Source organism: Caulobacter sp. UNC279MFTsu5.1 (assembly GCF_900114015.1).
Taxonomy (GTDB): domain Bacteria; phylum Pseudomonadota; class Alphaproteobacteria; order Caulobacterales; family Caulobacteraceae; genus Caulobacter.
This window is the reverse complement of record NZ_FORN01000006.1, coordinates 95,212-120,922: the sequence shown is the minus strand read 5'-3', so window position 1 is coordinate 120,922 and position 25,711 is coordinate 95,212. Positions and strand designations below refer to the sequence as shown.

Sequence of the window (25,711 nt, the reverse complement as noted above, 5' to 3'; positions counted from 1 at the left end):
GAGCGTTGAGAGGGCTGTTTTCCTCCTCACCCGCGCAGCGGGGGAGGAGAGGCTGAGGCGAAGGCGAGGCACGCCTTCAGTATGTCGGTGAGGGCGGCCTGCAGCGGCGCGGCGCGGGCCGGAGCGTAGGGCGTGGGCCAATTGTCCGGCGTCAGGACCGCCGGCTCGTCGATGTAGCCGCGACAGGCCAGCTCCATCTGGACGGCGTGGACGGCGGTTTCGGGCCGGCCGTAGCGGCGGGTGATCCAGCCGCCCTTGAAGCGGCCATCGGTGACGCGCGGCAGGCCCGTGGCGTCGCAGGCGGCCTCGACGGCGCGGGTCAGGCCCGGATCGCAGGCCGCGCCGCTGTTCGTGCCGATGTTGAACTGCGGCAGCTGGCCGTCGAACAGCCGGGGCGCGCGCGAGCGGATCGAGTGGGCGTCGTACAGCACCACCTTGCCATGGCGCGCGACCAGCCGGTCGAGCTCGGCCTGCAGGGCGGCGTGGTAGGGATCGAAGAAGGTCGCGCGACGCTCGGCGATCTCGGCGGCGTCGGGTTCCTGGCCGGGTCGGTACAGCGGCTCGCCGTCGAAGGTGTCGACCGGGCACAGGCCGGTGGTGGCCTGGCCGGGATACAGCGACGCGCCCGACGGGTCGCGGTTGACGTCGATCACCGTGCGCGAGACGCCGGTGCGGACCACCGTGGCGTCCAGGCCGCCGGCAAAGGCGTAGAGCTGCTCGAGCCACCAGTCGGCGTCCTTGCGCGCCAGCCACGGCGAGACCAGCCGCGCCTCGACCTCGGACGGGATGATCGTCCCGGCGTGCGGGATGCTGACGACCAGCGGGGCCTCGCCGCGGGTGATGTGAAGCCAGTCCATGCCGCTCATCCTGCCATCCCGGACAAGCCCGGCGGCGCCGGGCGCAGATCCGGGACCGCCGGAAGCGCGGCGCTCAGGCGTCGGTCCCAGATCTGCGCGCTTCGCGCTTGTCCGGGATGACAAGGTTGAGGGTCGAGGCGGGGACTCATGCTTCCACCCCCGGCAACGCCACGCCCGCCGCCGCCACGACCGCCCCCGACCGCACCAGGGCGTTGGCGGCCTCCATGTCCGGGTGGAAGTGGCGGTCGTCGCTCAGGTGCGGAACCCGCGCCCGCAGCACGCCGCGCACGGCTTCCAGGGCCGGGCTCGAGGCCAGCGGCGCGTGGAAGTCGCAACCCTGCGCCGCCGCCAGCAGCTCGATGCCGATCACCGCCTCGGCCGCCTCGACCATGGCCAGCAGGCGCCGGGCGCCGTGGGCGGCCATTGAGACGTGGTCTTCCTGGTTGGCCGAGGTCGGGATCGAGTCGACGCTGGCCGGATAGGCCTTCTGCTTGTTCTCCGAGACCAGGGCGGCGGCCGTGACCTGCGGGATCATGAAGCCGGAGTTCAGGCCGGGCTTGGGGGTCAGGAAGGCCGGCAGGCCCGAGCAGGTCGGATCGACCAGCATGGCGATGCGGCGCTCGGCGATCGAGCCGATCTCGCAGACGGCCAGGGCGATCATGTCGGCCGCGAAGGCCACCGGCTCGGCGTGGAAATTGCCCCCCGACAGGGCCTCGTCGGTGTCGGGGAAGATCAGCGGGTTGTCCGAGACGCCGTTGGCCTCGGTGGCCAAGGTGACGGCGGCCTGGCGCAGCACGTCCAGCGCCGCGCCCATCACCTGGGGCTGGCAGCGCAGGCAATAGGGATCCTGCACCCGCGTGTCGCCCTCGCGGTGGGAGTCGCGGATCGCCGAGCCGGCCATCAGGCCGCGCAGGGCGGCGGCGGTTTCGATCTGGCCGGGCTGGCGGCGCAGCGTGTGGATGCGCGGATCGAACGGCGTGTCCGACCCCTTGGCCGCCTCTGTAGCCAGGGCGCCGGTGACCAGGGCCGACTGGAACAGGCGCTCGGCGTCGAACAGGGCGGCCAGGGCGTTGGCGGTCGAGAACTGGGTCCCGTTCAGCAGGGCCAGGCCTTCCTTGGGGCCCAGGGCCAGGGGGCGAAGGCCGGCCTGGGCCAGGGCCTCGACCGCCGGCAGGCGCCGGTCGCCGACGAAGATTTCACCGACCCCAATCATGGTTGCGGCCATGTGGGCCAGCGGCGCCAGGTCGCCCGAGGCACCGACCGAGCCCTGGCACGGCACCACCGGCGTCAGGCCCTTGACGAGCATGGCTTCCAGCAGGTCGGTGGTGGCTGGCCGCACGCCGGAGGCGCCCTGCGCCAGGCTGGCCAGCTTCAGGGCCATCATCAGCCGGATCACTGGGACCGGCGAGGGCGCGCCCGTGCCGGCGGCGTGCGACAGCACGATGTTGCGCTGCAGGGTCTCCAGGTCGGCGTCGCCGATGCGGACGCTGGCCAGCTTCCCGAAGCCGGTGTTGATCCCGTACACCGGCGCGCCCTTGGCCAGGATGCGTTCGACGGCGGCGGCGCTCTCGGCGATCACCGGCGCGGCGCTTTCAGGCAAGCGCGCGGGCGCGCCGCGATAGACGGCCTTCCAGTCGGCCAGACTCACCTCGCCGGGATTGAGAACGACTTCGGTCACGCGATTTCACCCTTCCAGACGCGCGCATGCAGCGGGTTGAAGCCCATGCGATAGACAAGTTCGGCGGGACGCTCGATGTCCCAGACGGCCAGGTCGCAGGCCTTGCCGGCCTCCAGCGTGCCGATGCTGTCGAGGCGGCCCAGCGCCCGCGCGGCCTCGCGCGTCACGCCGGCCAGGCATTCGTCGACGGTCATCCGGAAAAGGGTGGCGGCCATGTTCATGGTCAGCAGCAGGCTGGTCAGGGGCGAGGTGCCGGGGTTGCAATCTGTTGCGAGGGCCATGGGCGCGCCGGCGGCGCGCAGGGTCTCGATGGGCGGCGGCTTGGTCTCCCGCACGAAGTAGAACGCCCCCGGCAGCAGCACGGCCGTCGTGCCGGCCCGGGCCATGGCGGCGATCCCGGCGGCGTCCAGATGCTCCAGGTGGTCGGCCGACAGCGCCCCGAACTCGGCCGCCAGGGCCGCGCCGTTCTGGTTCGACAGCTGCTCGGCGTGCAACTTGACCGGCAGACCGTGTTCGCGGGCGGCCTGAAACACCCGGCGGGTCTGGGCGGGGGTGAAGCCGATGCCTTCGCAGAAGGCGTCCACCGCGTCGGCCAGGCCCTCGGCGGCGACGGCGGGGATCATCTGGTAGCAGACGTGGTCGATATAGTCGTCGGGCGCGCCGGCATATTCCGGCGGCAGGGCGTGGGCGCCGAGGAAGGTCGTGGTCACCGACACGCGGCGGGCGTCGGCCAGGGCGCGGGCGGCGCGCAGGCTCTTCAGCTCGTCGTCCAGCGACAGGCCGTAGCCGGACTTGATCTCGATCGTGGTCAGGCCCTCGGCGATCAGGGCGTCCAGGCGGGGCAGGGCGGCGGCGACCAGTTCGCCTTCCGTGGCGGCGCGGGTGGCCTTCATGGTCGAGACGATGCCGCCGCCGGCCCGGGCGATCTCTTCGTAGGAAGCGCCGGCCAGCCGCAGCTCGAACTCGTGGGCGCGGTCGCCGCCGAACACCAGGTGGGTGTGGGGATCGATCAGGCCGGGCGTGATCCAGCGGCCTTCACAGTCGATCGTCTCGCGGGCCTCGAAGGCGGGGGCGTCGGCGGCGGGGCCGGCATAGGCGATGCGGCCGCCGGCCGTCGCCACCACGCCGTCCTCGACCACGCCCAGGCCGGGCCTGTCGACGGCGAAAGTGGCCAGGCGGGCCTTGCTCCACACCCGATCGCAGCGCATGGCCTGGGATCTCCCGACGCCGCTCCGGTCTCTTGCCGACGGCTTCAATATGTATAGACATATTCGTGCGACCCGAGGATTGTCCAGTGACCGACGACGAGTTTCCGTCAGAACCCGAGGCCGAGGCGCCGATCTACACCCCGCCGCCCAAGGCCGAGGAGGCGGTCGAGGCCGCGCCCGCGCGTGAGCCGGAGCGCCCCGCGCCGGCCGGTCCCCAGACCCTGTGGTTCGAGCAGGCCCTGCTGGCCGACGGCTGGGCCCGGGACGTGCGGTTCACGCTCAGCGAGGGGATGATCGCGCGCGTCGACACCGACGTCCCCTGCCAGCCCGGCGAGACGGCGCACGGCCCGTGCCTGCCCGGCCTGCCCAACCTGCACAGCCACGCCTTCCAGCGCGCCATGGCGGGGCTGACGGAGACGCGGGGGCCTGGCGGCGACAGCTTCTGGACCTGGCGCGAGCTGATGTACCGCTTCGTCGACCGGCTGGGTCCCGACGAGGTCCAGGCCGTCGCCGCCCTGGCCTATATGGAAATGCTGGAGACCGGCTCGACCCGGGTCGGCGAGTTCCACTACCTGCACCACGACAAGGACGGCTCGCCCTACGCCGACCCGGCCGAGATGGCCGCGCGGATCGCGGCGGCGGCCGGCGAGACGGGGATCGGCCTGACCCTGCTGCCGGTGTTCTACGCTCATGCCGGCTTCGGCGGGGTCGCGCCGGGCGCGGGCCAGCGGCGGTTCGTCCACGACGTCGACGGCTACGGCCGGCTGGTCGAGGCCAGCCGCGCGGCGACGGCCGGCCTGCTCGACGCGGTGGTCGGGATCGCGCCGCACAGCTTGCGGGCGGTGACCGGCGAGGAGCTGACCGCGATCCTGCCGCTGGCGGGCGGAGGCCCCGTCCACATCCACATCGCCGAGCAGACCCAGGAGGTCGACGACTGCCTGGCCGCCACCGGCGCGCGGCCGGTGCGCTGGCTGATGAACAACGCGCCTGTCGACAAGCGCTGGTGCCTGGTCCACGCCACCCACCTGAACGCCATGGAGACCGAGCGCCTGGCCAAGAGCGGCGCGGTGGCCGGCCTGTGCCCGATCACCGAGGCCAACCTCGGCGACGGCGTCTTCCCGGCCCCCGACTACCTGGCGGCGGGCGGGGCGTTCGGGGTCGGCTCGGACAGCAACGTGCTGATCGACGCGGCCGAGGAACTGCGGACCCTGGAATACGCCCAGCGCCTGACCCGGCGAGCCCGCAACGTGCTGGCCAGGGCGCCGGGAAGTTCGACCGGCGGCGAGCTGTTCCGGGCGGCGGTCAACGGCGGGGCCCAGGCCCTGGGCGTGGCCGGCGGCCTGCGGCGCGGGCGTCCGGCCGACTTCGTGACCCTGGACCGGACCCATCCGGCGATGATCGGCCGCGACGGCGACGCCCTGCTGGACAGCTGGGTGTTCGCCGGGCGGCACGGGGCGATCGACGGCGTCTGGCGCGGCGGTCGGCAGGTGGTCAGCGGCGGCCGCCACCATGCGCGCGAGGCGATCCTGGCGCGCTACCGGACGGCCCTGGGGAGCGTGCTGGCTTGAGCGCGCCGAGCCTGACCGGGAAAGACGGGACGCTGTCCCAGCGCATCCGCGGCGAGATCGAGGACCTGATCCGCTCAGGCGCCTGGGCCCCGGGCCGCAAGGTCCCGTCCGAGGCAGAATTGATGAGCCAGTTCGGTTGCTCGCGGATGACGGTCAACAAGGCGATGTCGGCCCTGGCGGACGAGGGGCTGATCGTCCGCCGCCGTCGCGCCGGCTCGTTCGTGGCCCGGCCGCGCGTGCATTCCACCGTGCTCGACATCCCCGATATCCAGGCGCAGATCCTGGCGCGGGGCGAGCCCTACCGCTTCGACCTGCTGGACCGGCGGCGGCGCAAGGCCAGGGCGGGCGACCCTGAGGAGATGGCCCTGGCGGCGGGCAGCGAGCTGCTGGCGCTGCGCGGCCTGCACGTGGCCGGCGACCGGCCGTTCGCCCTGGAGGACCGCCTGGTCAGCCTGGCCGCCGTGCCCGAGGCGGCCGAGCTGGACTTCGCCGAGGAGTCGCCGGGCGCCTGGCTGCTGCACCACGTGCCGTGGACCGAGGCCGAGAACCGGATCAGCGCCGTCGGGGCCGAGGCGGCCGTCGCCGAGCTGCTGGCGCTGGACGCCGGCGCGGCCCTGCTGGCGGTCGAGCGGCGCACCTGGCGCGCGGGCGAGCCGGTGACCTGGGTGCGGCAGCTGTTTCCGGGCGAAGCCTATGACTTGGTGGCGCGGTTCGGGCCGGCGCGGTGACCGTGCGTGGCGAGGCTGGGGACAGGCGCATGCGCCTGTCCCCATCATCATCTACAGCGACTGCCCGTCATCCACGGTGAACACCGAGCCCGTCACCGCCCGCGCCGCATCGCTGGTCAGGTACAGCGCCAGGGCCTCCAGGTCGCTCGTCTCCATCAGCCGCTGGCGCGGGAAGGTCGCCATCAGTTTGCGGCCGCCTTCGCTGTCGAACCAGTCGTCGTTCAGCTCGGTCCGGATGTAGCCGGGGCACAGGACGTTGACGTTGATCCCCTTGCGGGCCCATTCGCGCGCCAGGCTCTTGCCCATGTGGGCGGCGGCGGCCTTGGAGGCGACATAGGCGGTCAGGCCGGGCAACACCTTGTGCGCGCCGATCGAGGCGACCAGCAGGATGCGGCCGCGCCGGCTGTCGGGGCTTCCGGCCCGGATCATTCGCCGCGCGCCCTCGCGGGCGGTCAGGAAGACGCCGCGCGTATTGACCGCCAGGACCTTGTCGAAATCCTCGATCGCCAGGTCCAGCGCCGAGCCTTCGATGTTGATCCCGGCGTTGGCGATCACCGAGCCCGGCGCGCCGAACGCGGCCTCGACGGCGTCGTAGGCGGCGATCACCGAGGCCTCGTCCTCGACGTCCATGGCGAAGGCCCGGGCGGTTCCGCCGGCGGCGGCGATCTCGGCGACCAGGGCGTCCAGCTTGTCGGCGCGGCGGGCGGCGGCGGCGACCTTGGCTCCGGCTTTCGCGGCGGCGCGGGCCAGGGCGGCGCCGATGCCGGAGGAGGCGCCGGTGATCAAGACGGTGCGGCCGGTGAGGGTGGTCATGGCGTCTCCTTTTTCGGCAGTCTGGGAGGCCGGACGGGGAAGCGTCAATGTCGCCGGTGACGGATCCTCCCCCTGTGGGGAGGGCTATCGCATATGACTCAAAACGGCTGTCATCCCGGACGAAGCGCGCAGCGCGAAGATCCGGGACCGAGGCCTGAACTCAGCGTTTCCGGCGGTCCCGGATCTGCGCTTCGCTTGTCCGGGATGACAACTCTTTTCTCAGAAAATCCATATGCGATCGCTCTGCCCTCAGGGGGAGGGGCCTTGTTACACCAGCCCCGGCCCCGAAATCTTCACCACCGGCGTGAAGGCCGGCCGGGCGTCGGGCAGGGTCACGCGCAGGCCCTTGCCGTCGCGTCTGAACGCCAGCTCGCCGCCGCCCAGCAGCTCGACGCGCCGCACCTCGCCGGCGCTGGTCGGGCCCGACGCGGCCAGGCTCTCGATGACCAGTTCGCCAGCCGGCCAGGCCATCGGCAGGGCGTAGAGGTCGCCGCCCTTGGTGACGAAGCGGATGTCGGCGGCCTCGAACGGTTTGGCGTCGCCCTCGTTCTGCATGCCCTCGACCAGCTTGGTCGGGCCCTCGCCGAAGATCCGCCAGGGCCGCGAGGCGTAGATCGCCGGGCCGTTGACGGCGATCCAGCCGGCCATGCCCTCCAGCACCTTTTCCTCCTTGTCGTCGATCGAGCCGTCGCCGCGCTGGGGGATGGAGACCATCAGGCAGCCGTTCTTCGACACCACGTCGATCAGTCGCTGGATCACGTCCTTGGCGCTCTTGTAGCCGTCGCGGTCGTAGAGGCCGCGGTCGTAGTGCCAGTTGCCGATGCAGGTGTCGGTCTGCCAGGGCTCGGGCCGCAGGCGGTCGGAGAAGCCGCGCTCGACGTCCTCGACGATGCCGCGCCGCTGCAGGGGGCTGAGCTGCTTGCCGGTCACCACCACGTCGGTGGCGCCGTGCGCCGCCAGGGCCTGGTTGTAGTAGCGGGCCGTCGCCGCCAGGCCGGCCTGGCCGAGCGGCAGGGTGTAGTTGTCGAAATAGACCATGTCGGGTCGGTAGCGGTCGACCAGGTCGTTCTGCCGCGCCAGCCAGCTTTGCACGAAGCGCGGATTGTTCGGCGGCGGGGTCTCGATCCACTCGCCGTCGTGCTTGTCGTGCCAGGCGTTGGCGGCCTTGATGCTGTCGACGCCGTCGGGGATCAGCATGTTGGGGCCTGTATAGAGCTCCTGCGGGTCCAACCCTTGCCACCACTTGCCCTTGCCGTCGGCCTTGGTCAGGCGATAGGCGTCGTAGCGCTGGCCCTTCAGCGGGCCTTCGGCGTCATAGCCATAGGCGGTCTGCCACCAGTGCCAGGCGTGGGCCGAGTGGTTGGAGACGGCGAACCGCATGCCGTGCTGGCGAGCGACCTTTTCCCAGGTCCCGACGATGTCCCGTCCCGGGCCGACGCGAAGCGTGTTCCAGGCGTGGTGGCGGCTGGCGAACATGTCGAGGTTGTCGTGGTGGTTGGCCATCGACATGAAGTACTTGGCCCCGGCGGCCTGGTACTTCTTCATCAGGCCTTCGGGATCCCAGTTCTGGGCCTTCCAGCGCGGAATGAACTCCATGAAGCCGAACTTCGTCGGGTGGCCGTAGGTCTTGACGTGGTGCTCGTAGACGCCGTTGCCCTGGATGTACATCTGGCGGCCGTACCAGTCGCCGTATTCGGGCACGCATTGCGGGCCCCAGTGCGACCAGATGCCCAGCTTGGCGTCGCGGAACCAGTCGGGGACCTTGTAGCCCTGCGCCAGGGACTCCCAGCTGGGCTGGAAGCCCCCCTTGCGGGGGGCGGCGAGGGCGGGGGCGGCCGAGGCGGCGGCCAGGCCGGCGCCGAGGTTCAGCAGGTCGCGTCGATTGAAGCGCATGGAAGTCCTTAGGGCTGGGCCGGCGCCGAAGCGGTTGCGGGAGGATCGCCGTAGAGGATGCCTCGGCCGTGGACGCCGAGATAGACGCGGCCGAAGCGGTTGGGGTCGCCGGTCAGGGCGCGCAGTTCGGCGAAGCCCCAGCGGTCGTCGTGCAGCTTGATCCAGGTCTTGCCGACGTCGTCGGAGCGGAACACGCCCTCGACCCCGCCGACCTTGCCCCAGACGAACACCGCCGGATGGGCCTGGCCCGGCGCGGCCTTGCCGAAGCCGACCAGGCCGGCCTCGTCGACGCCGCCGACCGCCTTGAAGCTGTCGCCGCCGTCGGTCGAGCGCATCAGGCCCTGGAACGTGGGCAGCCACAGCTCGCCCTCGATCCCGGGGACCGCCCTCGGCGACCGTCCGCCCGGCAGGCTTCGCGCCGTGGTCTTGAAGGTCTCGCCGCCGTCGGCGCTGGCCAGCACCGCGCCTTGGGCGGAGTCGTAGAGGTAGAAGCGCGACGGGTTCACGCGGTCCGAGACTGGCGTGAAGTCCAGGCGGTCGCCGGGCGTCACGCCCTGGACCGGGCGCCAGGTCTTGCCGTCGTCGCTGGAGACCTGGGGAAGGGCGCCGCGCAGGGCCCAGACCATGCGCTTGCCATCGGCCGACAGGGCGATGCGGCCGGTGTCGAGCCGGCCGCCGCGCGGCGGGGCGCTGGCGAAGGCGATCCAGGTCTTGCCGCCGTCGGTCGAGCGGAAGCCGCCGGTGGGCGTCGGGTCGCTGGTTCGGACCAGGATGTCGGGCTCCAGTTCGGCGTAGTCCAGCCCGCGATTGGTGCCGCCGTGCGGGTCGAAATAACGGCTGCCCGCGGCGCGATCCAGGTCGTCGTGGCGGAAGCCGCCGATGTCGCCGATCGCGCTGATCAGGGGCGCGCCGCCCGAAGCGCCGTTGGGTGGCGAGACCAGCTCCAGCGCCACCGTCTCCTCCAGGCCCTCGTCGTCGAACCGCCAGTTCGTGCGGCCCGAGCGGTCGGCCTCGGTCAGGTTCCGGGTCCGCCACAGGCCGTAGCCGGTGACATAGATCGCCTCGTCGGGATCGGTCGGGTCGATGTCGACGTCGCCGATCCAGTGGCCCATGGCGCGGCCGGCCTTGCCCTCCAGGCCGCGGACCCAGGGGGCGCCGGCGGCGTCGTGCTCGGACTTTTCGCGCAGCGCCTTCCAGGTCTTGCCGCCGTTGGTGCTGCGGAACAGGTCGTCGCCCCGTCCCCAGCGGTCGAGGGTGGAGACCACGATCACGCCCGGATGGGCCGGGTCGAGGCTGAGGCCGCCATAGCCGAACAGGTCGCCGTCGCCGGGCTTGACCGGGGTGATGTCGGTCCAGGTCCCGCTGTCGGGATCGAAGGTCCAGACCGCCCCGTTGGTCACGCCGTTCGGACCCAGGGCGTTGCCGTAGGCGACGTGGACCACGCCCTTGGCGTCCAGCGCCAGATGATGCGGGATCAGGCCCTTGGGCTGGCCGCCGACCAGGCCCCAGGTCGCGCCGCCGTCGGTGCTGACCAGCAGGCCGCCGCCGCCGTTGCTGGCGGCGAAGCCGGCATAGACGATCGCCGTTTCGCCGGTCTTGGTCTTCTCCACCGGATCAAAGGCCACCAGGGTGACGTGCACCTTCGGGAAGGCCTCGACCCGCGACCAGGTCGCCCCATGGTCGGCGCTGCGGTAGAGGCCGTCCTTGGCCCCCAGGAACAGCACCGCGCCCTGGGACGGGTCGACCATCAGCCGCTCGCCGGTGTTGCGGCCGTCCTCGTTGCCGCCGATCTTGACCGGCAGCTCGGTCTTGGCCCAGGTCGCGCCCCGGTCGGTGGAGCGCAGCAGGGCGCCGCCGCGGGCGTAGGGGCCGGTATATTCGCCGGCCGCCATGTAGAGCCGGTCGGGGTCGTGCGGATCGACGGCCAGGCTCAGGGCCCCGGCCAGCTGGCCGTCGGCGCGCTTGAGGGCGTCGTTCAGCGCCACCCAGCGGTTGGTCGCCCGGTCCAGGCGATAGGCGCCGCCGATGTCGGTGCGGATATAGACCAGCCCCTTCTCGGTGGGATGGTAGACCACGCCGCTGACGAAGCCGCCGCCCAGCACCTCGACGGGCTTCCAGCTGTAGGGCTGCACGGTCGGCGCGCCGGCGACGGCGGGCGCGGCCAGGGCGAGCGCCCCGGCGGCGGTCGCCAGGACGAGAAGGCGTTTGAACGGGGACAACTGGTGCTTCCGTCTAGCGGGCGGGGGTCAGGCGGACGGCCGCGCCGCCGCTGGGGGCGAGCTTCAGAGTCAGCACGTCGCCGGCCTTGACCGTGCGGGTCGTGGCGACCAGGTCGGTCGGCGCCGCGCCGTCCTGGCGGATGTCGGCGGCGAAGGCCCCGGCCCCCAGGAAGCCCAGCGGGACCGTCACGGTCCGCCCGGCCTCGTTGGTCATGGCCCCGATCCACCAGTCCGCCCCCTTGCGGCGGGCCAGCACGATCGACTGGCCGATCTCGCCGCCGACGAACCGCGTCTCGTCCCAGGTGGTGGGGGCGGCGCTGACGAAGTCCAGGCCCGCGGGGCTGTCGCGATAGGTGTCGGGGCTGTCGGACACCAGGCCGAACGGGCTGTCATAGACTACGTACATGGCCAGGGCCTGGCCGCGCGTGGTCTGGACGAACGGCAGCTCGTTGCGCGGGTTGAACGTCGCCGGGGCCGCGTTGCGGAAGCCGCCGGGCGTGTAGTCCATCGGCCCCAGCAGCATGCGGGTGTAGGGCAGGGTGACGTTGTGGGTGGCGGTGATCCGCCGGCTCCACTTGTTGTACTCCGCCCCCAGCACGCCCTCCTGGGTCAGGTAGTGCGGATAGGTGCGGATAAGGCCCGTGGGATGCTCGGCTCCGTGCAGGTCGACCATCAGATGATGCTGGCCGGCCTTGGTCAGCAGGCGGTGGTAGAAGTCGACCATCTGCTGGTCGTCGCGGTCCATGAAGTCGACCTTGATCCCCTTGATCCCCCACTTTTCGTAGAGGGCCAGGGCCTCGTCCATCTGGGCGTCCATCGACTTCCAGTGGGCCCAGACCCACAGGCCGACCTTGCGCTCGGCGCCGTAGGCGACCAGGTCCGGCATGTCGATCTCGGGGATGGTCTGGGTGACGTCGGCGCCCGGCTTCACCGTGCCGGCCCCGCCGCTGTTCCTGTACCAGCCGTCGTCGATCAGCATGTATTCCAGGCCGTTGGCGGCGGCGAAGTCGATGTAGCGCCTGATCGTCGCGTCGTTCATCCCGGCCTTGGACACGCCCGAGACCACCGGGCCGTTCCACCAGTCCCAGGCGGCCTTGCCGGGCTTGATCCAACTGGTGTCCGCCAGGGCCGTCGGCGGGTTGAGGGTGGCGACCAGGTTGCTCTCGATCAGCTTGCCGGCGGTCGGCGCGATCATGATCACCCGCCAGGGCGAGACGAGGTCGGCGCCGGGCTTGCCGCGCACAGCGATCGCGCCGTCGTCCAGGCGCGGCGACAGCTTGACCTGCAGCCCCAGGCCGCCGTCGCCCCGGCCGGTCAGGTAGAGGCCGGCATAGTCCTTCAGGTCGGCCTCGGCGACGGCGAAGGCGGCGTTGGCGCCCTGGCAGACCAGCGGGGCGTCATAGAGATTGTGCTCGCGGATCTTCGAGGCCTGGACCGGGTCGAACTCGCCCTCGTGGCTGGAGCCGAACCTTCCCAGGTTCAGGCCCCAGCAGCGATAGTCGGCCGGGAAGTCGAAGCGGGTTTCCTCGCCGCGGACGTCGACCGCGTCGGCGCCGGCCGGCCGCGGCAAAACGTAGCGGAAGGCGACGCCGTCGTCATAGGCCCGGACGATCACCCGCAGCGGACGCTTCTTGCCCTCGGGCTCCTGGAAGTCGACGCTGAGCTGGTTGTAGTGGTCGCGGACGGTCCGGGCCTTGCCGGCCACCAGCTCGTAGGTCGTGTCGCTGGCCGCCGGCGCGGCGCCGATGATCTTCAGGCCGTGGGACAGCGATCCGCCCGTCGCCGCCAGGCCCAGGGGCGAGGGGGCCAGCAGCGGCTGGCCCTTGTAGGTCACGGCGTAGCGGGCTTGGCCGTCGCTGTCGGAAACCGTGACCTTCAGGGCGCCGTCCGGCGAGGCCAGCCGCTGTTCCGCGGCGCCGGCCGTGCCGGCGGCGACCAGCGCCAGGGTCGTCCCAGCCATCAGGCGCGCCGCCAGGCCAGCCGAAAATCCTCGCATGCCTTCCCTCCCCGGGTGTTTCTATTTGTCACACAAATTAGACGGTGTATGGATGCCCGTCGAGCTTTTAGATACCGGTACCAGAGACAGCGTCCCGGATTGCCCGGAACGCGCCGGCATGCGATTGACAGCGTTGTCGGAGTTCCAACGATAAACGATGCGGGGAGTTATGAACACCAAGGCCTTTTGCGCAGCGCTGCTGGCGACCACCCTCCTGACCGGCGCCGCGTCGGCGGCCGAGACCACCGCCCATCCCGCCCTGTGGCCCGCGGCCAAGAGCCAGGGCCTGGTGGATCCCCGGACCGAAGCCTTCGTCGATTCGCTGCTGGCCAAGCTGACCCTCGAGGAGAAGGTCGGCCAGATGATCCAGGCCGACATCGCCTCGATCACGCCCGATGACCTGAAGACCTATCCGCTGGGCTCGATCCTGGCCGGCGGCAGCTCTCCGCCGCTGGGCGCGCCGGACCGCTCGCCGATCGGCCCGTGGCTCAAGTCGGTCGAGGCCTTCCGCGACGCCGCCGCCCAGCGCCAGGGCGGCACGCAGATCCCGCTGATGTTCGGCATCGATTCGGTGCACGGCAACGGCAACGCCGTCGGCGCCACGCTCTTCCCGCACAACAGCGCCTTGGGCGCGACCCGCGACCCCGAGCTGATCCGCAAGATCGGCGCGGCCACGGCCCAGGAAACCGCCGCCGCCGGCTTCGACTGGGCGTTCGGCCCGACCCTGACCGTGCCGCGCGACGACCGCTGGGGCCGGACCTATGAGGGCTATTCGGAAGATCCGGAGATCGTCCGCAGCTATGCCGGCCAGATGATCCTGGGCCTGCAGGGCGCGGTCTCTCAAGGCGGCGTCATCCAGCAGGGCCACGTGGCGGCCAGCGCCAAGCACTTCCTCGGCGACGGCGGCACCCACGAGGGCAAGGACCAGGGCGACACCCAGGTCTCCGAGGCCGAGCTGATCCGCCTGCACGCCCAGGGCTACGTGCCGGCCGTCAACGCCGGGACCATGACCATCATGGCGTCGTTCAACAGCTGGAACGGCGAGAAGATGCACGGCAACAAGAGCCTGCTGACCGACGTGCTGAAGGGCAAGATGGGCTTCGACGGCTTCATCGTCGGCGACTGGAACGGCCACGGCCAGGTGGCCGGCTGCACGCCCAAGAATTGCCCCCAGGCCGCCAACGCCGGCCTGGACATGTACATGGCGCCCGACAGCTGGAAGGACCTCTACGCCAACACCCTGGCCCAGGCCAAGTCGGGCGAGATCCCGATGGCCCGCATCGACGACGCCGTGCGCCGCATCCTGCGCGTGAAGGCCAAGCTGGGCCTGTTCCAGCAGGCGCGCCCGCTGGAAGGCAAGGAGGCGGTGATGGCCTCGGCCGAGCACCGCGCCATCGCCCGCCAGGCCGTGCGCGAGTCGCTGGTGCTGCTGAAGAACAACGGCGTGCTGCCGGTGAAGGCCTCGGCCAACATCCTGGTCGCCGGCTCGGGCGCCGACGACATCGGCCAGCAGGCCGGCGGCTGGACCCTGTCGTGGCAGGGCACTGGCAACACCAAGGCCGACTTCCCCAACGCCCAGTCGATCTATTCGGGCCTGAAGGAGACGGTCGAGGCCTCGGGCGGCTCGGCGACGCTCAGCGTCGACGGCAGCTTCGACAAGAAGCCCGACGTCGCGATCGTGGTGTTCGGCGAGACGCCCTACGCCGAGGGCGTGGGCGACATCAAGACGCTGGAATACCAGCCTGGGAACAAAACCGACCTGGCCCTGCTCAAGAAGCTGAAGGCCGCCGGCGTGCCGGTGGTCGGCGTGTTCCTGTCGGGCCGCCCGCTGTGGGTGAACCCCGAGATCAACGCCTCGGACGCCTTCGTGGCGGCCTGGCTGCCGGGTTCGGAAGGCGGCGGGATCGCCGACGTGCTGATCGGCGACAAGGCGGGCAAGCCACGCACCGACTTCCACGGCAAGCTGGCGTTCAGCTGGCCCAAGACCGCCGGCCAGTTCACCCTGAACCGCGGCGACAAGAAATACGATCCGCAGTTCGCCTACGGCTACGGCCTGACCTACGCCTCCAAGGTCCGGGTCGGGACGCTGTCGGAAAAGCCGGGCTTCACGATCGCCACCGAAAACGTCAGCAACTACTTCGTCGGCGGCAAGACGCCGTCGCCGTTCGAATTCAAGCTGATCCCGACCACGGCGGTGCAGATGCGTCCCGTGGACGCCGGCAACGTGCAGGAAGCCGGCCGCCAGCTGACCTTCTCGGGCGACGCCGCGGCCAAGGCGGCCCTGGAGGCCGACAAGGCCTTCGATCTGTCGTTCCAGGCCAACGCCGACATCGACCTGCTGATCGACTATCGCGTCGACGCCAAGCCGACCGCGCCGGTCGCCCTGTCGATCGGGGCGGGCAAGCTGGACGTCACCCCGGTGCTGAACGCTTCGCCGGTCGGCGAGTGGAAGAGCCTGAAGGTGTCGCTCAAGTGCTTCCAGGCGGCCGGGACCGACGTGACCAAGGTCACCGCGCCGTTCGAGCTGTCGACCGCCGGCAAGCTGGTGGTGTCGTTGCAGGGCGTGAAGCTGACGACGGACCCGGCCGGCGCGGTCTGCCCGGGCAAGGCTCAATAAAAACGCCGCGCACCCCGGCGAAGGCCGGGTCCAAGCGAGGTTCAGGACGGGCCTAAGAGCCCGGAATAGCAAAGTCCGCCCGGGTCCCGGCTTTCGCCGGGACGGGCGGAGGTTAGGGATGGTGTCCATGCGTTCGAAGATCCTCGGCCTGCTGGCCGCCACAGCCCTGGCTGGGCTGGCCGTCACCGCCCAGGCCGCGCCCTTGCTGGCCCCGGTCTTCACCGACCACGCCGTCCTGCAGCGCGGCCAGCCGATCCGGGTGTGGGGCGCGGCCAGGCCGGGCGAGGCGGTCGAGCTGGCGCTGGGCGAGGCCAAGGCCAGCGCCACGGCCGACGCCGAGGGCCGCTGGTCGGCGACCCTGCCCGCCCGAGAGGCGGGCGAGACCCTGACCCTGACGGTCCAGGCGGGGGGCGAGCGCCAGACGATCTCGGACCTGCTGGTCGGCGACGTCTGGCTGTGCTCGGGCCAGTCGAACATGGAATATCCGCTGCGCCGCTCGCTGAACGGCGAGGCCGAGGCCGCCAGCTCGGCCGATCCGAACATCCGCCTGTTGCAGACTGGCCGCGTCAGTCTGCCCGAACCGACGGCGGCCCTGCCCAAGGAGGCGGCCTGGCGCGCGGCCACGCCGGAGACGGCCAACAACTTCAGCGCCGCCTGCTTCTTCATGGGCCGCGAGATCAAGAAGGCCACCGGGGTTCCGGTCGGCCTGATCGACGCCACCTGGGGCGGGTCGGTGATCCAGGACTGGATCAGCCGCGAGGGCCTGCACGCCCTGGGCGACTACGAAGAAGGTCTGGCCATCCTGGCCGACTACGCCAGGTCGCCGGAAACCGGCATGGCTCGGTGGAACGCCCAGTTCGACCGCTGGGCCGCCAAGGCCGAGCCGCAGGCCGCGGTGTGGAGCCGTCCGGGCTTTGACGACCGCGACTGGAAGACCATGCCGGCCGAACGGTTCTGGGAGGCTAATCCGGGCCTGGAGACCTTCGACGGCACGATCTGGCTGCGGGCCACGATCGTCCTGACCGCCAAGCAGGCCAAGCAGGGCGCCGTCCTGGCCCTGGGTCCGATCGACGATCTGGACATCACGTTCGTCAACGGTCGCCAGGTGGGCTCGACCCAGGGCTGGGACAAGCCGCGCGCGTACAAGATCGCGCCGGGCGTGCTGAAGGCGGGGCCCAACGTCGTCGCGGTGCGGGCCATCGACACCGGCGGCGGCGGCGGGGCCTGGGGTCCGGCCGCCGAGAAGGGGCTGAAGTTCGACGACGGCTCGTTCGCGCCCCTGGGCGCCAGCTGGCGCTACAAGGTCTCGTCCACCGCCGCCCAGAGCGGCGTGCCGCCGACCCCGCCGTGGGTGGGCGCCAGCGGCCTGTCGACCCTGCGCAACGGCATGATCGCGCCGCTGATCCCCTACGGGGTGAAGGGCTTCGCCTGGTACCAGGGCGAGGCCAACACCGCCGAGCCGCAGAACTACGAGCGACTGCTCAAGGCGCTGGTCGCCGACTGGCGCAAGTCGTTCCAGGGGGCGGACCTGCCGTTCCTGGTGGTGCAACTGGCCGACTTCGGGCCGCGCCGGACCCAGCCGGCCGAGTCCGGCTGGGCCGGCGTGCGCGACGCCGAGCGCCGCGTCGCCGCGGCCGATCCCAAGGTCGGTCTCGCCTCGGCGGTCGACATCGGCGACATCTACGACATCCATCCGGCCAACAAGCAGCAGGTCGGCCATCGCCTGGCCCTGCAGGCCCGCAAGCTGGCCTATGGCGAGACGGCCCTGATCGCCGCCGGCCCGGCGCCGCTGTCGGCGACGCGGGTTGACGGGACGGTGGTCGTGCGGCTGGACCAGCCGGCGGTGGTGCAGGGCGACGCCCGGCCGGCCGGGTTCGAGCTGTGCGACGCTGGCGGCGCCTGCCGCTTCGCCGACGCGGCCCTGGCCGGCGATCAGGTGCGGCTGGCGGTCTCGGCCGGCTTCACGCCGGTCAAGGTCCGCTTCGCCTGGGCCGACAGTCCGATCCTCAACCTCTATGGCGCCACCGGCCTGCCGGCGACGCCGTTCGAACTGGCGATCGCGCCTTAGGGGCGTAATCAATTGAGAGGCGAAATTATCTGAAGGATATTCGGAAGCCTAAAATCAGTTGTCCTCCCGGAAGCCTCGCAGAGGCTGTCCGGGACCCAGAGGACTGGGCGAAGGCGGTGCGGTTCACCTGGATCCCGGCTCTACGCTTCGCTTCGGCCGGGATGACAACCGTGAGATGTTGCAATTGAGTCCAGACCCTGGGCCGAATAGCGGGATCATCTCCGTCGTCTTCCGCCGCAAATCGAGGGTTTGGCCCCATGGCGGCGGCGCGGGGGGCCGCCTACCGTCATGGCTTGGCTTGCGCCCGACCACGACTTGATCCTGGGCAGGGGGACCGGCGCGGGCAGGGGCGACGGCGCGCGCGGACATCGCGCGCGCCGTCAACCTGCAACCCTCGAGGCCCGGCGGCATTGTCCTCCACCGAGGAGACCGCCGAGTGCCCGACGCCGCGTATCAGGAGCTAGCGAAGCTGTGGGAGGCGGTGTTCGGCGAACAGCCGTCCGTCGTCGCCGAGCCGGGGCTGACGGCCCAGATCCTGGTCCGCTGCCTGCCGCCTACGGAGCCGTACAGTTTCGACGCCGAAGCCCCGGCTAAACCGCCAGGGCCTTGAGCCGCTCGCGCAGGTCGCCCAGCTCGTCCAGCTGGATGTTCAGCTTGCAGAACAGCTGCTCGGGCACGGCCCTGGCCTTGTCGCGCAACGCGGCGCCGGCCTCGGTGAGGGTGACGACCACCCGGCGCTCGTCCTCGGGATCGCGAGTTCGCGCCACCAGGCCTTGCGTTTCCAGGCGCTTGAGCAGCGGGGTCAGGGTGCTGGACTCCAGGTCCAGCGCCTCGCCCAGGGCGCCGACGGTCCGGGGACTGGCCTCCCACAGCACCAGCATGGCCAGGTACTGCGGATAGGTCAGACCCAGGGCCTCGAGCAGCGGCCGGTAGAGCCGGGTCACTCGATTGGCGGCGCCGTAGAGGGCGAAGCACAGCTGGCGGTCGAGGCGCAGGGCCTCGACCGGTTCGCTGCTGGTCTTTTCGGTCTTGGCGCTCATGCGGCCCTTGTGGTGATCGCGACGTCGACATTGCCGCGCGTGGCGTTGGAATAGGGACAGACCTTGTGCGCCGTCGCAACCAGGGCTTCGGCCTCGTCCTGGGTCAGGCCCTGGGTTTCGACCTCCAGCGCGACCTCCAGCTTGAAGCCGACCTCCAGCGGGGCCAGGCCGACGACGCCGGTCACGGTCGAGCCGGTCAGGCCGATCTTCTGCTGGCGGGCCACGAAGGCCATGGCGCTCTGGAAGCAGGCGGCGTAGCCGGCCGCGAACAGCTGCTCGGGATTGGTCCCCTGGCCGTTGCCGCCCAGCGCCTTGGGCAGGGCCAGCTGCACGTCCAGCAGGCCGTCGTCGCTGCGGGCCTTGCCTTCGCGGCCGCCGGTGGCCGTGGCGCGGGTTTGGTAGAGGGTGGACATCGGATGCCTCCTTGGCGTTGTTCGATACTGAACGATTTAATCGTGTACGATTTAATAACAAGGGGCGGGGCGAAGTTTTTTATCGCGTGCGATCTATCGGCTCGGCCGCGCTACCCGGCCGGAGCCTTCGCGGCGCCGACCAACGCTCCCAGCGCCTCCATCGCCGTGAGGTCGCCGAGCAACTGCCGCACGATGCTCAGCGTGTCGGAATAGATCCGTTCGCAGACCAGGGTCTCGCCTTCGAACAGGAAGAAGGCGGCCATCTGGCAGCTGAACGGGCGACCGGTCGGCGGAAGGGGACCCAGCGGTCCCAATTGCGTGCCCTCGAGGAGGAATTCCACCACGACTCCGTCGTCGACATGACGCAGGGACAGCAGGGTGTTGCGCTGGTCGGGAAAGGTCTGGCGCGAGCTTCTGTAATAGCGCTCGACCTCGGGCCGGCCGTCGTGGACCGCGCCGGTGGCGATGATCTCGTAGCGGGGGTGGGGGAAGGTCGCCAGCACCTTGTCCCAGGCGTGGTCGATCTCGTCGGCCATGTGCTCGCGCACGATCGTCTCGCGCCGGGCGCGCAGTTCGTCCTGGGTCATGATCGTTCCTCCCGTCGCTCTTCGGCGGCGTCGAAGACAGTAGACCCGTCAGGTCCCGGCTTGGGAAGCCTCTAGGCCGCCCAGGCGGCCGCGAAGCGCTTCAGCTGCGAGCGGGCCGCGCTCTCGGCGCCGTCGCCCAGGGCTTCCAGGCGCAGGAACAGGTCGCCGGCCCGGTGGGGGCCGCGGGCGGGCAGGCCCTGGCCGGGCAGGCGCACCAGGCCGCGGGCGGCGGCCTTGGTCGAGATCCACACCAGGCGCGGACCCAGCGCGGTGGCGACCTCGATCCGGCCGCCCTCGGCCAGGGCGCGCGCATCCAGGCGCGCGGTCAGCCACAGGTCGTCGCCGCGCACCAGGGCGTCGGGATCGGGCGTGACCGCGACGCGGAAGGTGACGTTCTCGACCCGCACCTTGTCGCCCTCGCGCAGGCCGGCCGGCAGGGTCAGGCGCAGCTTGCGGGAATCCAGGCCAAGCTCCAGCGCGCCGCCGGCGAAGGCCAGGGCGGCGTCGATCCGCAAGGTCGCTTGCTCGACCCGGGCCGGCTCGGCGACGGCGGGCGGGAAATGGATCGGGCGCGCCGGGGCGTCCTGCAGCAGGCGATAGGCGGCCAGCACGTCGCGGAACAGAGCCGCGTCGCCGCCGGGGCGGTCCGGATGGGCGCGTTTGGCGGCTTCGCGATAGGCGGCCCGCAGCTCGCGCTCGTCGGCGCCGGGGGCGACGCCGAGGATGGCGCGGGCGGCCTGGAGACTCAGAACGGGAGATGCGCCGGCGGTCATGCCGCCGACCCTGCCGCCGTTTGGTCAACGGGGCGTTAAGTTAAGACTTTAGCGGATCTGGCCGCTCAGCAGCCAGACCAGGCCGAACACGCCGAACACCCCGGCGGCGAAGACGATCACCGCCCACGAGCCGCTCTTGCGGTGCCAGGTGATCGGCTCGTCGACCTCCGGCCCCTCGACCCGGGCCCGCTCGGCGGCCCTGGCGCGCAGCCGCCAGAGGTTCCAGGCCCCGGCCGCGAACAGGAACAGGCCGCCGGCCGCCAGGATGATCCAATCCTGGACGTCGTCGCCCTTCCACTTCACGGCTTCGTTGTAGCCGATCCACAGGCCGGCCGCGCACCACAGCGCCAGGGGGATCCAGGCCAGTCGCGCCCGCGTGCCGAGTTTCATCAGGGGTCAGGTCCATAGACGCGGAACGGTCCGCGACGTCGTCGGCGGCAGATGCGCGCGACCGGCCATCCTCGTCAAGCGCGGCCCGCCGCTCTATATCCAGGCCATGACCGACGCGCCCCTGATCCCCGCCTCGCCGTCCGAGGACGACTATGTCCGCCAGGTGACCGAGGCGACGCCGCCGCCGCTGCTGCCGGAGGGCGACCCGATCCGCCTGTTCGAGGAGTGGCTGGCCGAGGCCGGCAAGGGCGAACCGAATGATCCCAACGCCGTGGCCCTGTCGACCGTCGACGCCGACGGCCTGCCGGATTCGCGCATGGTGCTGCTCAAGAGCGTCGATGCGCGCGGCTTCGTCTTCTACACCAACACCCAGAGCGCCAAGGGCCTCGAGCTGTCGGGCCAGCCCAAGGCGGCCCTGCTGTTCCACTGGAAGTCGCTGCGCCGCCAGGTGCGGGTGCGCGGCGCGGTCGAGCCGGTGACGCAGGCCGAGGCCGACTCCTATTTCGCCAGCCGCGCCCGCCACAGCCAGCTGGGGGCCTGGGCCAGCGACCAGTCGCGGCCGCTGCCCGACCGCCTGGCCCTGGAACGCCGGGTGGCCGAGATGGCGCTGAGGTTCGGGATCGGCAAGGTGCCGCGCCCGCCGCACTGGTCGGGCTATCGCGTCCTGCCCCAGGTCATCGAGTTCTGGCGCGACCGCCCGTTCCGCCTGCACGAACGGCTGGTCTACGAGCGGGGCGGCGAGGGCTGGGAGACGAAGCGGCTGTTTCCCTAGACCCCGTACCGCGCCAGGAACGTCTCGACCGCTTCCTCGGAAATGTCGCGCAGCGGGCGGGCCGGCAGGGTCTCGTCGCCGGCCGCCAGGCCCAGCACCAGGGTGGCGTGGTCCAGCATGCCCAGTAGCTGGCCGGCCGCCCAGGCGGGATGGGCGGCCGCCAGTTCGCCGGACGCGATCAGGTCCTCGACGACCTGGGTCGCCGCCCCGCCCAAGGCCTGGTGGGCGCTCTGCAGGAAGTGATCGGCCACCGCCTCGAAGCGTCGACGCTCGCTAGTGACCATCCGGAAGATCGCCCGGGTCGCGGGCAGCGACATGAAGGTCGCATAGGCCAGGGCCAGGCTGGTCAGGCGGCCGCGGGCGTCGCCCTTCGCCCCGAGGCTGGCGCGCACGGGTTCGGCCATGGTCAGGACGGCGTCGTGGACGACGACCTCGAACAGCTTGGCCTTGCTGGGGAAGTAGGCGTAGAGGGTTGCTGTGGAGACCCCCGCCATCCGGGCCACCGCCTCCATGCCGGCGGCGGAATAGCCTTCCCGGAGAAAAACGCCGCGCGCGGCGGCGAGAATCTCGGTCTTCTTGCGTTCGGATCGATTGACGACTGCGCCGATCAGCATGCGGTGGCGACTCTATTTAAGATTACCTTAAGCATAGGCATTCAACTCAGGCGAAAGCAAGCGCGCCGGACGCGACGTGGCCGGAACTTTCCGCTATGGGGACGCCGCGCCCGAAATTCAGGCGCGGTTGACGAGGTCGGGGCGTGATCAAGGACGCGGAGACGGTTCGCGAGCAGGAAGTGGCCGCCTGGATGGGCGAGCGGGCCGATCGGGTGATCGAGACGTCCTGCGCCCGCGTGTTCCTGGTCGGCGAGGCGGCCTGGAAGGTCAAGCGCCCCGTCAATTTCGGTTTCCTGGACTATTCCACCCTGGAGCTGCGCCGCTGGTCGCTGGAGCGCGAGCTGAGCTTCAACCGCGCCGCCGCGCCCGACATCTACCGCGCCGTACGGCGCCTGACGCGGACCGATAGCGGCGGGGTCGAGATGGACGGGACCGGCGAGATCGTCGAATACCTGCTGGAGATGCGCCGCTTCGACGAGCAGGGGGTGCTGGCCCAGCAGCCCTGGGCCATCGACGACGCGCTGGAGGAGTCGCTGGGCCGCACCATCGCCCAGTTCCACGCGGGGGCGCCGCTGCGGCCGCAAGGCGGCGGCGTGGGGGCGCTGGGCTACACCATCGCCTCCAACGCCAACCTGCTGCGCGGCCTGGCGCCGCGCCTGGGAACGCAAGCCGTCGAGCGGCTGATCGCCGAGACCGACCTGGCGCTGGAGCGCCTGGGTCCGCTGCTGGACGAACGGGCGGGGCAGGGCTTCGCCCGCCACTGCCATGGCGACCTGCACCTGGGCAACATCCTGGTCGAGGCCGGCAAGCCGATCCTGTTCGACTGCATCGAGTTCAACGACTCGCTGTCCGACATCGACATCCAGTACGACCTGGCCTTCCTGCTGATGGACCTGGATTTCCGCCGCCGCCGCGACGCCGCCGGCCGGGTGCTGAACGCCTATCTGGACGAGGCCGCGCGCAGCTTCGGCGAGGGTCTGTGGACCGGCCTGGCCGCCCTGCCGCTGATGCTCAGCGTCCGCGCCGCCGTGCGCACCCACGTCTGGGCCTACAGCAACGACGACGAGGCGGCGCGGGCCTACCTGGCCACGGCGCTGGAGCATCTGGCCCCCAAGCCGGTCAGCCTGGTGGCCACCGGCGGCTTCTCGGGCTCGGGCAAGTCGACCTTCGCCCGGGTCTGCGCGCCCGGCCTGGGCGCGGCGCCCGGGGCGGTGGTCCTGCGCACCGACGAGATCCGCAAGCGCCTGTGCGGCGTGCCCTCGCTGCAGCGCCTGCCGAAGGAGGCTTACACGCCGGAAATGAGCGAGCGGGTCTATGACGAGCTGTTCCGCGACGCCGCCCTGACCCTGGCCGCCGGCCGCTCGGTGGTGGTCGACGCGGTGTTCCTCAAGCCCGAGCAGCGGACCCGCGCCGAGGCTCTGGCCAAGCAGGTCGACGTGGCGTTCCAGGGCGTCTGGCTGGAAGCCCCGCCCGAAGTGCTGCGCGCCCGCGTCGCCGCCCGCGTCAACGACGCCTCGGACGCCGACGTGGCGGTGCTGGAAAGCCAGCTGGCCCGCGACACGGGCGAGATCGCCTGGCGCCGCGTCGACACGGTCAGCGCCTTCGAGGACGAGGCCCGGGCGTTGGCGGAATCGATGGGCTAGGGGCCCTAAATCCCTCTCTCTAAGAGAGAGAGGGAATTCTTAAGACCCCGTCGCCTCCGCGCACCCTTCCGCCTTGCCGCGCACCGCGCCGCAGATCGACGACAGCAGGTCGAGCGGCCGGATCGGCTTGCCCAGGTGGTCGTCGAAGCCCATGGCCAGGAAGCGCTCGCGGTCGCCCGACATGGCCGAGGCGGTCAGGGCGATGACCGGGATCGCCGGGTCGCCCGCCGCCCCGGCCCGGATGGCGCCCAGGGCGGTGATGCCGTCCATCACCGGCATGTTGATGTCCATCAGCACGGCGTCGAACGTCTCGACCTTCAGGGCGTCCAGGGCCGCCTGGCCGTGGTCGACGATGGTCAGGACCACGCCGGTCGCCTCCAGCATGGTGCGGACCACGACCTGGTTGATGGCGTTGTCCTCGGCCATCAGGATGCGCAGGGCGTCGAGGTCCGGGGCGTCGTGGCCCTCGACCGCCTCGGCCGGCGCGGCGGGCGTCGCGATCGGGACGGCGCGCAGGGTGAAGGCGAAGGCCGCCCCGCCTCGCCGGCTGGTTTCCAGCACCAGGTCGCCGCCCATCTGGCGGGCCAGGGCGCGCGAGATGGTCAGGCCCAGCCCCGTGCCGCCATGGTTGCGCGAGACGGCGTTGTCGGCCTGGGTGAAGCTTTCGAAGATGCGGTCGTGGACGCCGGCGTCGATCCCGACGCCGGTGTCGATCACGCGCAGCCGGATCTCGCGGGTCCCGTCCGCCGCCGATTGCGCTTCCGGGGCGGACAGCTGGATCGTCACCCCGCCCTGGCTGGTGAACTTCAGGCCGTTGGAGATCAGGTTCATCAGCACCTGGCGGATGCGCTGGGGGTCGGCCAGGATCCAGGCCGGGGCCGACGGGTCGATCTCGACGCGCAGCCACAGGCCCTTCTCGGCGCCGGCGTCGCGCCAGGCGTCGCCGGCGGCGCGGACCAGATCGTGCAGGTTGACGGGCGCATGGTCCAGCTCGACCCGGCCGGCCTCGATCTTCGACAGGTCCAGCACGTCGTTGAGCACCTGCATCAGGCTGTCGCCCGACTTGATCATCAGCTGCACGTGGCGGCGCTGGTCCTCGTCAAGCTTGGAGCGGTCCAGGGCGTGGGCCATGCCCAACAGGCCGTTCATCGGCGTGCGCAGCTCGTGGCTGGTGACCGCTACGAAGGTGGACTTGGCGCGATTGGCTTCCAGGGCCCGCTCGCGCTCCTCGCGCAGGTTCTGGGTCAGGGCGTCCAGCCGGTTGGCTGCGGCGCGATTGGACATCATGACGCTGACGGTGGTCAGCACCACGGTGATCAGGCTCCAGCGCGTGACGTTCGCCGCCACGCCGTGGGCGTCGTACAAGAACAGCGGGAAGACGACCAGGCTGGTCATCGGAGCGATGGCGCTGACCGCCAGCAGGGCGGCGGGCTGGTGCCGGAAGTTCTGGGTGTAGACGATCTGGCCGACCCAGATGGCGACGGCGGCCAGCTTCAGCTCGGGCGTGGGCGAGAGCCACAGCAGGGCGCCCAGCCCCGCCCAGATCAGGTTGATCGGCAGGGCCGCCAGGACGAAACCCGCCCGCAGTCCGAGCGAACCGCGTATCCCGGGCCTGAACCGGCGGGTGGCCAGCCGGGCCAGGCTCTCGGCGCCGATCAGGGCGGCCAGCCAGCCCACGGCGACCGGGATCCCCAGGGCGAAGGTCACGGCCGCGGTGGTCATCGTCGCCGGGATCAGGCGCGACGGCAGCAGGCGATGGGTGTCCAGCGCCACCTCGTCCAGCCGGTCGTCGGCCCATATGGCGTCGAACCTTCGCACCCGAATCCGCCCCGTC

At 71.2% G+C, this 25,711-nt stretch carries 21 protein-coding genes; 7 read left to right on the top strand and 14 right to left on the bottom strand.

The annotated features are described in order from the left end of the window. Nucleotides 1-26: 26 nt before the first annotated feature. The 3 genes from hutG to hutI form a co-directional block, all read right to left on the bottom strand. Entirely contained in the window at nucleotides 27-857 is an 831-nt protein-coding gene (hutG, locus tag BM066_RS05200) for an N-formylglutamate deformylase (RefSeq protein ID WP_089924844.1), read from the bottom strand. A gap of 145 nt (nucleotides 858-1,002) precedes the next feature. Next, nucleotides 1,003-2,535: a histidine ammonia-lyase gene (gene hutH / locus BM066_RS05195; RefSeq protein ID WP_089924841.1), complete on the bottom strand. Its 1,533-nt coding sequence runs from the start codon at nucleotides 2,533-2,535 to the stop codon at nucleotides 1,003-1,005. Continuing rightward, nucleotides 2,532-3,743 (bottom strand): imidazolonepropionase, encoded by a 1,212-nt coding sequence (gene hutI / locus BM066_RS05190; RefSeq protein ID WP_089924838.1) that lies wholly within the window; start codon nucleotides 3,741-3,743, stop codon nucleotides 2,532-2,534. The genes hutH and hutI overlap by 4 nt, the downstream gene beginning before the upstream one ends. Nucleotides 3,744-3,829: 86 nt before the next feature. Here hutI and BM066_RS05185 point away from each other — a divergent pair, with 86 nt between their 5' ends. Beyond that, nucleotides 3,830-5,311, top strand: coding sequence for a formimidoylglutamate deiminase (locus BM066_RS05185; RefSeq protein WP_089924835.1), 1,482 nt, complete (start codon nucleotides 3,830-3,832; stop codon nucleotides 5,309-5,311). Beyond that, nucleotides 5,308-6,039 carry a histidine utilization repressor gene (gene hutC, locus BM066_RS05180; protein ID WP_255367481.1) on the top strand — a complete coding sequence of 244 codons (732 nt, stop codon included), beginning with the start codon at nucleotides 5,308-5,310 and terminating at the stop codon, nucleotides 6,037-6,039. The genes BM066_RS05185 and hutC overlap by 4 nt, the downstream gene beginning before the upstream one ends. A gap of 51 nt (nucleotides 6,040-6,090) precedes the next feature. On the opposite strand, the gene BM066_RS05175 is transcribed toward hutC, so the two are convergent. The 4 genes from BM066_RS05175 to BM066_RS05160 all read right to left on the bottom strand — a co-directional run bounded on the left by BM066_RS05175 (nucleotide 6,091) and on the right by BM066_RS05160 (nucleotide 12,960). Next, nucleotides 6,091-6,852: an SDR family NAD(P)-dependent oxidoreductase gene (locus BM066_RS05175; RefSeq protein WP_089924834.1), complete on the bottom strand. Its 762-nt coding sequence runs from the start codon at nucleotides 6,850-6,852 to the stop codon at nucleotides 6,091-6,093. Nucleotides 6,853-7,119: 267 nt separating this feature from the next. After that, the gene (locus tag BM066_RS05170) at nucleotides 7,120-8,745 is read right to left on the bottom strand and encodes an alpha-L-fucosidase (RefSeq protein ID WP_089924831.1); all 1,626 of its coding nucleotides are present in this window, start codon (nucleotides 8,743-8,745) and stop codon (nucleotides 7,120-7,122) included. A gap of 8 nt (nucleotides 8,746-8,753) precedes the next feature. Beyond that, nucleotides 8,754-10,964 carry a sialidase family protein gene (locus BM066_RS05165; RefSeq protein ID WP_089924829.1) on the bottom strand — a complete coding sequence of 737 codons (2,211 nt, stop codon included), beginning with the start codon at nucleotides 10,962-10,964 and terminating at the stop codon, nucleotides 8,754-8,756. A gap of 13 nt (nucleotides 10,965-10,977) precedes the next feature. Beyond that, nucleotides 10,978-12,960, bottom strand: coding sequence for a glycoside hydrolase family 97 protein (locus tag BM066_RS05160; RefSeq protein WP_255367480.1), 1,983 nt, complete (start codon nucleotides 12,958-12,960; stop codon nucleotides 10,978-10,980). Nucleotides 12,961-13,117: 157 nt separating this feature from the next. Here BM066_RS05160 and BM066_RS05155 point away from each other — a divergent pair, with 157 nt between their 5' ends. The 3 genes from BM066_RS05155 (at nucleotide 13,118) to BM066_RS26355 (ending at nucleotide 18,255) form a co-directional block, all read left to right on the top strand. Next, nucleotides 13,118-15,577, top strand: a complete 2,460-nt coding sequence (locus tag BM066_RS05155) for a glycoside hydrolase family 3 protein (RefSeq protein ID WP_177218382.1) — start codon at nucleotides 13,118-13,120, stop codon at nucleotides 15,575-15,577. 127 nt (nucleotides 15,578-15,704) lie between these two features. Next, entirely contained in the window at nucleotides 15,705-17,645 is a 1,941-nt protein-coding gene (locus BM066_RS05150; protein WP_089925011.1) for a sialate O-acetylesterase, read from the top strand. 436 nt (nucleotides 17,646-18,081) lie between these two features. After that, nucleotides 18,082-18,255, top strand: coding sequence for a hypothetical protein (locus BM066_RS26355; RefSeq protein WP_177218381.1), 174 nt, complete (start codon nucleotides 18,082-18,084; stop codon nucleotides 18,253-18,255). On the opposite strand, the gene BM066_RS05140 is transcribed toward BM066_RS26355, so the two are convergent. From BM066_RS05140 to BM066_RS05120, 5 genes are all read right to left on the bottom strand, one after another. Then, nucleotides 18,236-18,685 (bottom strand): MarR family winged helix-turn-helix transcriptional regulator, encoded by a 450-nt coding sequence (locus tag BM066_RS05140; protein WP_089924820.1) that lies wholly within the window; start codon nucleotides 18,683-18,685, stop codon nucleotides 18,236-18,238. The two genes, BM066_RS26355 and BM066_RS05140, sit on opposite strands and share 20 nt — an antisense overlap. Next, nucleotides 18,682-19,098, bottom strand: coding sequence for an organic hydroperoxide resistance protein (locus tag BM066_RS05135; RefSeq protein WP_028041592.1), 417 nt, complete (start codon nucleotides 19,096-19,098; stop codon nucleotides 18,682-18,684). Before BM066_RS05135 ends, BM066_RS05140 begins: the two co-directional genes overlap by 4 nt. Nucleotides 19,099-19,208: 110 nt before the next feature. Beyond that, a complete protein-coding gene (locus BM066_RS05130; protein WP_089924817.1) occupies nucleotides 19,209-19,685 on the bottom strand; it encodes an ester cyclase in 477 nt (158 codons plus the stop codon). 71 nt (nucleotides 19,686-19,756) lie between these two features. Next, on the bottom strand, nucleotides 19,757-20,458 hold the full coding sequence (locus tag BM066_RS05125; RefSeq protein WP_089924814.1) for a J domain-containing protein: 702 nt from the start codon (nucleotides 20,456-20,458) through the stop codon (nucleotides 19,757-19,759). Nucleotides 20,459-20,506: 48 nt separating this feature from the next. Then, complete coding sequence (locus BM066_RS05120; RefSeq protein WP_089924812.1) at nucleotides 20,507-20,848, bottom strand: hypothetical protein; 342 nt, start codon at nucleotides 20,846-20,848, stop codon at nucleotides 20,507-20,509. 106 nt (nucleotides 20,849-20,954) lie between these two features. Here BM066_RS05120 and pdxH point away from each other — a divergent pair, with 106 nt between their 5' ends. Continuing rightward, complete coding sequence (pdxH, locus tag BM066_RS05115) at nucleotides 20,955-21,620, top strand: pyridoxamine 5'-phosphate oxidase (protein ID WP_089924809.1); 666 nt, start codon at nucleotides 20,955-20,957, stop codon at nucleotides 21,618-21,620. Here pdxH and BM066_RS05110 read toward each other — a convergent pair. Continuing rightward, complete coding sequence (locus BM066_RS05110; protein ID WP_089924806.1) at nucleotides 21,617-22,234, bottom strand: TetR/AcrR family transcriptional regulator; 618 nt, start codon at nucleotides 22,232-22,234, stop codon at nucleotides 21,617-21,619. The genes pdxH and BM066_RS05110 overlap by 4 nt on opposite strands. A gap of 143 nt (nucleotides 22,235-22,377) precedes the next feature. On the opposite strand from BM066_RS05110, the gene BM066_RS05105 reads away from it, so the two are divergent. After that, complete coding sequence (locus BM066_RS05105) at nucleotides 22,378-23,877, top strand: bifunctional aminoglycoside phosphotransferase/ATP-binding protein (protein WP_089924803.1); 1,500 nt, start codon at nucleotides 22,378-22,380, stop codon at nucleotides 23,875-23,877. A 39-nt stretch (nucleotides 23,878-23,916) separates the two neighbouring features. Here the strand turns inward: BM066_RS05105 and BM066_RS05100 are convergent, their stop codons facing one another. Next, nucleotides 23,917-25,695 carry an ATP-binding protein gene (locus BM066_RS05100; RefSeq protein WP_255367479.1) on the bottom strand — a complete coding sequence of 593 codons (1,779 nt, stop codon included), beginning with the start codon at nucleotides 25,693-25,695 and terminating at the stop codon, nucleotides 23,917-23,919. Between the last annotated feature and the right edge of the window lie 16 nt (nucleotides 25,696-25,711).